Below are 8,345 nucleotides of genomic sequence, written 5' to 3'. Positions count from 1 at the left end.
GTCGTCGCTCCACGCACCACCCAAGCATCGGTGGCTTAGAGGAAAGGGCGACGACGCTGCGCGTCCCGCCTGAGCGCTAATTACCGGAAGCCTCGCGGTTAAGCGACGACGCTGCGCGTCGCGCTTTAATCATCCAGTTCCGCGTCGTCGTCGATGAGGACTAGGTCTTCGTTCGACAAGTTGGCCTCGATACGGGCGAGAAGCTTGAACAGCGCCTTCTGGTCCTTCTTGTCGAGGCCCTTCAGCGCCTGCTTTTCGGTCTTCTTGACCGATTTCTCGATGGCGCGGATGGTTTCGCGGCCGGCGTCCGTCAGGAAGATGTGGGCCTGGCGCGCATCGGCGTTGGAGGCGCGCTTTTCCAGAAAACCCTGCGCCTGCAAGCGGTTGATGGTCTTGGTGATCGTCGGCGGGCGCACGCCGAGCCGCCCGGCGAGATTGCCCGGGGTCTGGCCGTCCTCGCGATCCAGCGCCAGCATGATCTGGTCCTGGCCGGCGTAGAAACCGTGCGCCAGAAGCCGCGCCGCAAGCGCCGTTCGCGCCAGCCGCGCCGCCGAATGCAGCCGGCTCATTGTCGCTGTCTTGTCCGCCTTGGCCATGGTCCTTCCCTCTTCGGCCGAACCGGCGCGGACAGCATAGAGGCTGTCCGGCGGCTGGCAAATGACGATCTAAAGAGTCCGGCTTGCAGAACGCTTTGCCGGCAAGCATTGCGGTGCCCGCGCAGGTGATGCCAGATGTTTATTTCAGTTAGATGACAAACGACTTTTGAGGCGGCGAGATCCACAGCGGAAAGTCCGCAAGGGTGAGGCAACGCCCGTGCGGCTGCCCCATTAGGCCGTCCTGGTCACCGCGAATCCATCCACGGTGCCTGCCCCGATCGGAGTATCCGCTGGCCCACCGGTTTGGTGCGTGCAAAAGCCGCCCCCACACCCTATATGAGGCCGACAAATCCTTTAGGGCACAGATTTTCGAGGCAACCCATGAGCGATGCACAGACGCAGATCCCCGTAACCGTTCTCACCGGCTATCTCGGCGCGGGCAAGACGACGCTGCTCAACCGCATCCTGTCGGAGAACCACGGCAGGCGTTACGCCGTCATCGTCAACGAGTTCGGCGAGATCGGCATCGACAACGACCTGATCGTCGAATCCGACGAGGAAATCTACGAGATGAACAATGGCTGCGTGTGCTGCACGGTGCGCGGCGACCTGATCCGCGTGGTCGAGGGCCTGATGCGGCGGCCCGGCCGCTTCGATGCCATCGTCGTCGAGACTACCGGTCTTGCCGACCCGGTGCCGGTGGCACAGACCTTCTTCATGGACGATGACGTGCGCTCGAAGACCAAGCTCGACGCGGTGGTGGCGCTGGTCGACGCCAAGCACCTGCCGCTGCGGCTGAAGGATTCCAAGGAGGCCGAGGACCAGATCGCCTTTGCCGACGTCGTGGTGCTGAACAAGACCGATCTCGTCACCCCGGAAGAGCTCGAAAAGGTCGAAGCGACGATCCGCGCCATCAACCCGGCGGCCAGGATCCATCGCACAGAGCGCGCCGGCGTGGCGCTTCGCGAGGTGCTCGACCGTGGCGCCTTCGACCTGTCCCGCGCGCTGGAGAACGATCCACATTTCCTCGAGGCGCATGATCATGACCACGACCACGACCACCACGATCATGACGGGCATGACCATCATCACCACGACCATGCTTCGGATATCCACGACGTGACGGTGAAGTCGGTGTCGCTGCGCGGCGGCGAGATGGACCCGAAAAAGTTCTTCCCCTGGATCGAGAAGGTGACCCAGATGGAAGGTCCGAACATTCTGCGGCTGAAGGGCATCATCGCGCTCAAGGGCGACGACGAGCGCTATGTTCTGCAAGGCGTGCACATGATCCTCGAAGGCGACCATCAGCGCGCCTGGAAGGACGGCGAGAAGCATGAGAGCCGGCTGGTGTTCATCGGCCGCGACCTCGATGAAGAGCGGCTCCGCAAGAGTTTTGAAGCCTGCCAGGCGGCTTGATTTTCGGACTTTCAGGCGCTAGCGCTGCCCTTCTCTCCTTCTCCTCTTGCGGGAGAAGGTGGCCGAGCGAAGCTCGGTCGGATGAGGGGTGTTCCAGCTTGGCGATGACGGCGCTCCGTCCAACACCCCTCATCCGTCTTGGCGCTACGCGCCAATCCACCTTCTCCCACAAGGGGAGAAGGGGGAGCCACACCTAGCCGCGCCGGCTCGTGATCTCGAATGGACCAGTGCCCATGCCCACAGTCGCCCCGCTTGATCTCGAAGGCCATTGCGTCGCCGCCGTCTTCCTCAACGACGTGCCGCATTTCGCGCTTGCCGACGGCACGATCCACCGGTTGGACAATGGGCACAAGACCGTGCAAGCCAATGACGGGCTGCTCGCCGCCTTCCATGACGCAGCCAACGACCGGCTGATCACCGGCGGCGAGGACGGCAAGGTGTTCGCAGTGAAGGCCGGCGGAGAGGCGAGCGAACTCGCCAGCGCCGGCAAAAAATGGATCACCAGCGTCGCCGCCGGCCCGCAGGGCGCGATCGCCTATGCCTCGGGCAAGATCGCCTTCGCGCGCTTTGCCGACGGCAAGATCAAGGAGTTTACCCATCCACGCTCGGTGGAAGGCCTGGCCTTCTCGCCCAAGGGCATGCGCTTCGGCGTCGCACGCTACAATGGCGCGACGCTGCATTTCCCGGCCGCCGACGGCAAGCCGGTGGAACTCGAATGGGCTGGCGCCCATACCGGCATAACCTTCTCGCCGGACGGCGCCTTCCTGATCACCACCATGCAGGAGAACGCGCTGCACGGCTGGAAGCTGGCCGATGGCAAACACATGCGCATGAGCGGCTATCCGGGCAAGGTGAAAAGCCTGTCCTGGAGCGTGAAGGGCAAGTGGCTGGCAAGTTCGGGCGCGCCGGCAGCGATCGTGTGGCCATTCGCCAGCAAGGACGGGCCGATGGGCAAGGCGCCGCTGGAGCTCGGCACGCGCGGCAACACGATGGTGACCTGCGTCGCCTGCCACCCCAGCCAGGAGGTCACGGCCATCGGCTATGAGGACGGCATGGTGATCGCGGCGCGCTTCGCCGACGCCAAGGAGGTGCTGCTGCGCCGCCCGGGCAAGGGCGCGATCACCGCGATGATGTGGGATAAGGAAGAGCGCCGCATCGTCTTCGGAAGTGCGGCCGGCGATTGCGGCGTGATCGATATCACTGCTTAGGGAATAGGCAGTAGGGAATAGGCAGTAGGAAAAAGAGAGCGCCCTACTGCCTAGTCCCTACTGCCTATTGCCTGAAAGAGGGGCCTTCATGCATTCAATCGACCATTCGTCCATCGGCGGCATCGCTGCCGCCCGCATCGCTGAACTGCGCGAGGCAGAAGCGGCCGCGTTCCGCAAGGCACGGCCGAAATCCGAGGCGAAGGTTGGCAACGGGATGGCCGGCTTCCTCGGCGGCGTGCCTATGCACTGGATGACCGACTGGCCGACGCCGTTCCCGATTCTGGTCGACGGCGCTAAAGGCGCCACGATCACCGATGTCGACGGCAACAAGCTTGACGATTTCTGCCTTGGCGACACCGGCTCGATGCTCGGGCATTCGCCGCCGGCGGTCGCCCGCGCCATCCGCCGGCAGGCCGGGCGCGGCCTGACCTACATGCTGCCCAGCGAGGATGCGCTGGCGATCGGCCCGCTCCTGCAGCAGCGCTTCGGTCTGCCCTATTGGCAGATCGCCACCACCGCCACCGACGCCAACCGCTTCGCGCTTCGTGTCGCCCGCGCGGTGACGGGGCGGGAGAAAATCCTGGTCTTCAACGGCTGCTATCACGGCTCGGTCGACGAGACGATGGTGCGGCTGATCGACGGCAAGCCAGTCAACCGACCCGGGCTGGCCGGCGAATTCCGCGATCTCACACGGGCAACGAAGGTCGTCGAGTTCAACGACATCGCCGCACTGGAGGCCTCGCTTGACGAGCGCGACGTCGCCTGCGTCATCACCGAGCCGGTGCTGACCAATTCCTACATGGTGCTGCCGGAACCCGGCTTTCACGACGCACTGCGTCGCCTCACCCGCGCGGCCGGCACTCTGCTTCTGATCGACGAGACGCACACCATCTCCACCGGCCCTGGCGGTTACACACGCAAACATGGACTGGAGCCGGACCTGTTCGTGCTCGGCAAGCCGGTGGCCGGCGGCGTACCGGCCAGCATCTGGGGCATGAGCGAAGAGGTCGCCACCCGCTACGGCGCCTATAACCGGACGAAGGAGCCCGGTTACTCCGGCATGGGTACGACGCTGTCGGCCAACCCGATGCAATTCGCGGCGATGCGCGCGACGCTGGAAGAGGTGATGACGGAGGAGGCCTATGCCCATATGGACCGGCTGGCGCGCCGCCTCGACGCCGGGCTGACCGCCGTCATCGACCGTTATCATTTGCCCTGGCATGTCGCGCGCGTCGGAGCCCGGGTCGAGTTCATCTGCGCGCCCGGTCCGCTGAAAGATGGCAGCGAGGCGGAGAAGGCGCATGCGCCGGAACTCGAGGCAGCCATCCATGTCGCGCTGGTCAATCGCGGCGTGCTGATCGCACCGTTCCACAATATGATGCTGATTTCGCCGGCGACGACGGCGGCGCAGGTGAGCCGGCTGATCACCGCTTTCAGCGCGGTTGCGGCCAGGCTTACGGCGTGAGACAAGCAGTTGGAAGATTGGCAGCCATGGACAATCCGAGCACAGTTGCGACCTCCCCTTCAGGCTCGACGCCCGCCGAGGCGAAGGCTTTTCTCGACACCCATCCCGACATCGAGGCCTTCGACATCGTGCTCACCGACGCCAACGGCATCGGCCGCGGCAAGATCGTGCGGCGCCACGAGCTGATGGGCATTTTCGAGAATGGCCGTCATATGCCGATCTCGATCCTCGGCCTAGACATCACCGGCGAGGACGTCCACGAAACCGGGCTGATCTGGGACAGCGGCGACGGCGACCTCAGGGCCTGGCCGATACCCGGCACACTGGTGCCGCTCCACGGCACGCAGCCGCCGCGCGGCCAGGTGCTGATGGCGATGTATCATCTCGACGGACTGCCGATGTCGTCCGATCCACGGCTGGCGCTGGCCCGGCAGGTGGACATATTGGCGGCCAAGGGTCTGCATCCGGCCGGCGCCTTCGAGCTGGAATTTTTTCTCCTCGCCAACGAACGCGATGTGGACGGCAAGGTGCAGGCCGCCCGCGCGGTGCTCGACGGCCGCCGCTCGGGCAAGACGGAAGTCTATTCGGTCGACCATCTGCACGGCATGGAGCCGCTGTTTTCCGACATCTACGCCGCCGCCAGGGCGCAAGGCATTCCGGCCGAGACCGTCATTTCGGAATATGCGCCCGGCCAATACGAACTGACGCTCAACTACCGCAAGGATGTGATGCGGGCGGCCGATGACCTGGTCATGCTGAAACGGCTGGTCCGGGCGCAAGCGCGCCGGCACGGCGTCACCGCGTGCTTCATGGCAAAGCCGATCGAGACCTATGCCGGCTCGGGCATGCATTTTCACGTTTCGCTGCAGGACGATGCGGGCCGGAACGTCTTCACCGAAGCCGTCGGCGAGAAATGGTCACCGAGCCTGCTCAACGCGCTCGGCGGCCTGATCCACACCATGGCGGAATCGATGCTGGTTTTCGCGCCGCATGCCAATTCATGGCGGCGCTTCGTCTCGCAATCCTATGCGCCGGTGGCGCCGACCTGGGGCGTCAACAACCGATCGGTGGCGCTGCGCGTGCCGGCGGGCGACGCCAAGAACCGCCGCATCGAGCACAGGCCGTCCGGCGTCGACGCCAATCCCTATCTGGTGGCGGCGACCGTGCTGGCCGGCATCGTCAAGGGCCTCGACGAGGGGCTCGACCCCGGACCGGAGACGACCGGCAACGGCTATGAGTCCGCCCCCGCGGACACGACCATGCCGGTGGACTGGCGCGCCGCGATCGAGGCGGCCAGGCGCTCCGATTTCCTGAAATCGGCGCTCGGCCCCGACCTGCACCGAACCTTCGTGGCGATCAAGCAGGCGGAATATCTGCGCGTCGCCCGCACCGTCAGCGAGCTGGATTACCACCTCTATCTGCACGAGGTGTGAGGCACCGGCAGGAACCATCGACAATCTCGCCCATTCAACATCGAAGCGGACGAGGGATGGACGATGGCAGGCACGACTCCACATGAGCCGGCGACTTCCGGCAGACGCGCTCGAGCGGGACACGCCGAACCGCCGGACGACGCAGCGCCGATCGCCGAGTTGCGCGATGAGGCGACGGGTTGCCGCCGCTGCCCGCTGTGGCGCAACGCGACACAGACGGTTTTCGGCGAAGGGCCGGAAGACGCCGAGGTGATCTTCGTCGGCGAACAGCCGGGAGACCAGGAGGATCGGGCCGGCAAACCATTTGTCGGCCCGGCGGGCCGGATGCTCGACGCCACGCTGGAAGATGCCGACATCGACCGCCGGAAGGTCTATGTCACAAACGCGGTGAAGCATTTCAAATTCGAGCCGCGCGGCAAACGGCGCATCCACTCCAAGCCCAATGTCGGCGAGGTGCAGGCCTGCCGCTGGTGGCTGGACAAGGAGATCGGCCGGATCGAGCCCCGTCTTGCCGTGGCGCTTGGCTCGACCGCGGCGCAGTCCCTGCTTGGCAAAGCGGTACCGGTGTTGAAGAGGCGCGGCGAGGTGATCGAGCGCGATGACGGCTTACGCGTCTTCATCACCATCCACCCCTCGCTTATCCTGCGCATCCGCGAGCAGGAGGACAAGGAGGCGGAGAGGGAGCGGTTTTTGAAGGATATGCGGAAGGTAAAAGAGTTGATGGCTGCTTGAATGATCAGCGTGCCCGACCCCGCGCAGAGGGGCGACGCTGCTGCACGGTAGTGCGACGTTGAAGATTAGCCGAAACGCTCGTCCGTGGCTCGGCGCTACCTAACCAGAATCGCCCTGAGATCATTCACATTCGTGCCCGTAGGTCCCGGCACGAACAGATCACCCACCGCATTGAAGGCCGTCCAGGCATTGTTGCCGGCTAGCATCGCCTTGGCGTCGACACCCGCCCCGCGCATGCGCGACACGGTCGAGCCGTCGGCGAAGGCGCCGGCATTGTTCTCCGAGCCGTCGATCCCGTCGGTGTCTGCCGCCAGAGCATGGATACCATCCACACCGTTGATGGCGATGGCAAAGGCGAGCAGGAATTCCGAGTTGCGGCCGCCCTTGCCCTTGGCGCGCAAGGTCACCGTCGTCTCGCCGCCTGAGAGGATCAGCACCGGCTTGGCGAAGGGGCGGTTGCGCGTCGCCACCTCGCGCGCGATAGCGGCATGGACACCACCGACCTCGCGCGCCTCGCCTTCGATCGAATCCGACAGGATCACGGCCTCAATGCCTTGCCGCTTCGCTTCGGCTGTCGCCGCTTCCAGCGACACGCCCGCCGAGGCAATGAGATGCACCTCGTTGCCGGCAAAGCGCGGGTCGTTGGGTCGCGGCGCATCGGCGGCGGGCGATTGGATATGCGCCATGACGGAGGCCGGAAACTTCATGTTGTAGGCGGCGATCGCCGCCAGCGCATCCTCACGGCTGCCGGTGTCGGGGACGGTCGGTCCCGACGCAACCAGCGCCGGATTGTCGCCGGGGATGTCGGAAACGACCAGCGACACGACCCTCGCCGGATGGGCGGCGGCGGCAAGGCGACCGCCCTTGATGGTCGAGACATGCTTGCGGATGGTATTCATGGCCGCGATCGGCGCGCCGGAGGCAAGCAGCGCTTCGTTGACGGCGATCTCGTCGGCTAAAGTCAGGCCGGGAGCGGGCGACGGCAGCAGCGCCGAGCCGCCGCCGGAAATCAGCGCCACCACCAGATCGTCCGATGTCAGACCCCGCACCTTCTCCAGCAGCCGGCGCGACGCTTCGAGGCCTGCGGCGTCCGGCACTGGATGCGCCGCCTCGATGATCTCGATGCGCTCGCATTTCGCGCCATAGCCGTAGCGGGTGACGACCAGCCCGTCGATCGGCCCTTCCCAGACCTTCTCGAAGGCCGCCGCCATCTGCGCCGAGCCTTTTCCCGCGCCGATGACGATGGTGCGGCCCTTCGGCCTTGCCGGCAAATGATTGCGGATCGTCTTTTCCGGTTCGGCGGCAGCGACGGCGGCGTTGAAGATCGACGTGAGGAAGGACTTTGGATCGGTCATTTTTCTTCCGGCGGCAACCTGAACTTGCTTGCGTCGATGCCGAGATGGGCGCAGAGCGCATCGACCACGACGCCGTGGTCATCCCTTTCAGGCAGACCCGAGACAGCAATGACGCCGACGACGCCAGCGCCCTTGACGGT

7 protein-coding genes and 1 pseudogene are annotated in these 8,345 nt (G+C 65.2%); 5 read left to right on the top strand and 3 right to left on the bottom strand.

Annotated elements, in window-relative coordinates; genetic code table 11:
• Positions 1 to 125: 125 nt before the first annotated feature.
• Positions 126 to 596 carry a MarR family transcriptional regulator gene (locus EOA29_RS17260; protein ID WP_126090619.1) on the bottom strand — a complete coding sequence of 157 codons (471 nt, stop codon included), beginning with the start codon at positions 594 to 596 and terminating at the stop codon, positions 126 to 128.
• A 381-nt stretch (positions 597 to 977) separates the two neighbouring features.
• On the opposite strand from EOA29_RS17260, the gene EOA29_RS17255 reads away from it, so the two are divergent.
• The 5 genes from EOA29_RS17255 (at position 978) to EOA29_RS17235 (ending at position 6,850) form a co-directional block, all read left to right on the top strand.
• Positions 978 to 2,012 carry a GTP-binding protein gene (locus EOA29_RS17255; protein WP_126090620.1) on the top strand — a complete coding sequence of 345 codons (1,035 nt, stop codon included), beginning with the start codon at positions 978 to 980 and terminating at the stop codon, positions 2,010 to 2,012.
• 233 nt (positions 2,013 to 2,245) lie between these two features.
• Entirely contained in the window at positions 2,246 to 3,220 is a 975-nt protein-coding gene (locus EOA29_RS17250) for a WD40 repeat domain-containing protein (protein WP_126090621.1), read from the top strand.
• Positions 3,221 to 3,308: 88 nt separating this feature from the next.
• Complete coding sequence (locus EOA29_RS17245; protein WP_126090622.1) at positions 3,309 to 4,685, top strand: aspartate aminotransferase family protein; 1,377 nt, start codon at positions 3,309 to 3,311, stop codon at positions 4,683 to 4,685.
• Positions 4,686 to 4,711: 26 nt separating this feature from the next.
• On the top strand, positions 4,712 to 6,118 hold the full coding sequence (locus EOA29_RS17240) for a glutamine synthetase family protein (RefSeq protein ID WP_126090623.1): 1,407 nt from the start codon (positions 4,712 to 4,714) through the stop codon (positions 6,116 to 6,118).
• Positions 6,119 to 6,181: 63 nt separating this feature from the next.
• On the top strand, positions 6,182 to 6,850 hold the full coding sequence (locus EOA29_RS17235; RefSeq protein WP_126090624.1) for a UdgX family uracil-DNA binding protein: 669 nt from the start codon (positions 6,182 to 6,184) through the stop codon (positions 6,848 to 6,850).
• 95 nt (positions 6,851 to 6,945) lie between these two features.
• On the opposite strand, the gene EOA29_RS17230 is transcribed toward EOA29_RS17235, so the two are convergent.
• Positions 6,946 to 8,205, bottom strand: a complete 1,260-nt coding sequence (locus tag EOA29_RS17230) for a glycerate kinase (RefSeq protein WP_126090625.1) — start codon at positions 8,203 to 8,205, stop codon at positions 6,946 to 6,948.
• A pseudogene (locus EOA29_RS17225) lies at positions 8,202 to 8,345 on the bottom strand (heme-binding protein); the annotation flags it as partial. The gene EOA29_RS17230 and the pseudogene EOA29_RS17225, both read right to left, overlap by 4 nt.

The organism is Mesorhizobium sp. M1E.F.Ca.ET.063.01.1.1 (assembly GCF_003998155.1).
GTDB lineage: Bacteria > Pseudomonadota > Alphaproteobacteria > Rhizobiales > Rhizobiaceae > Mesorhizobium.
Note: the sequence above shows the minus strand (reverse complement) of the source record. Positions and strands in the feature narration are given on the sequence as shown.

Coding starts and splice junctions, on each gene's coding strand:
- EOA29_RS17260 (WP_126090619.1), bottom strand. CDS start 596: ATGGCCAAGGCGGACAAGACAGCGACAATGAGCCGGCTGCATTCGGCG.
- EOA29_RS17255 (WP_126090620.1), top strand. CDS start 978: ATGAGCGATGCACAGACGCAGATCCCCGTAACCGTTCTCACCGGCTAT.
- EOA29_RS17250 (WP_126090621.1), top strand. CDS start 2,246: ATGCCCACAGTCGCCCCGCTTGATCTCGAAGGCCATTGCGTCGCCGCC.
- EOA29_RS17245 (WP_126090622.1), top strand. CDS start 3,309: ATGCATTCAATCGACCATTCGTCCATCGGCGGCATCGCTGCCGCCCGC.
- EOA29_RS17240 (WP_126090623.1), top strand. CDS start 4,712: ATGGACAATCCGAGCACAGTTGCGACCTCCCCTTCAGGCTCGACGCCC.
- EOA29_RS17235 (WP_126090624.1), top strand. CDS start 6,182: ATGGCAGGCACGACTCCACATGAGCCGGCGACTTCCGGCAGACGCGCT.
- EOA29_RS17230 (WP_126090625.1), bottom strand. CDS start 8,205: ATGACCGATCCAAAGTCCTTCCTCACGTCGATCTTCAACGCCGCCGTC.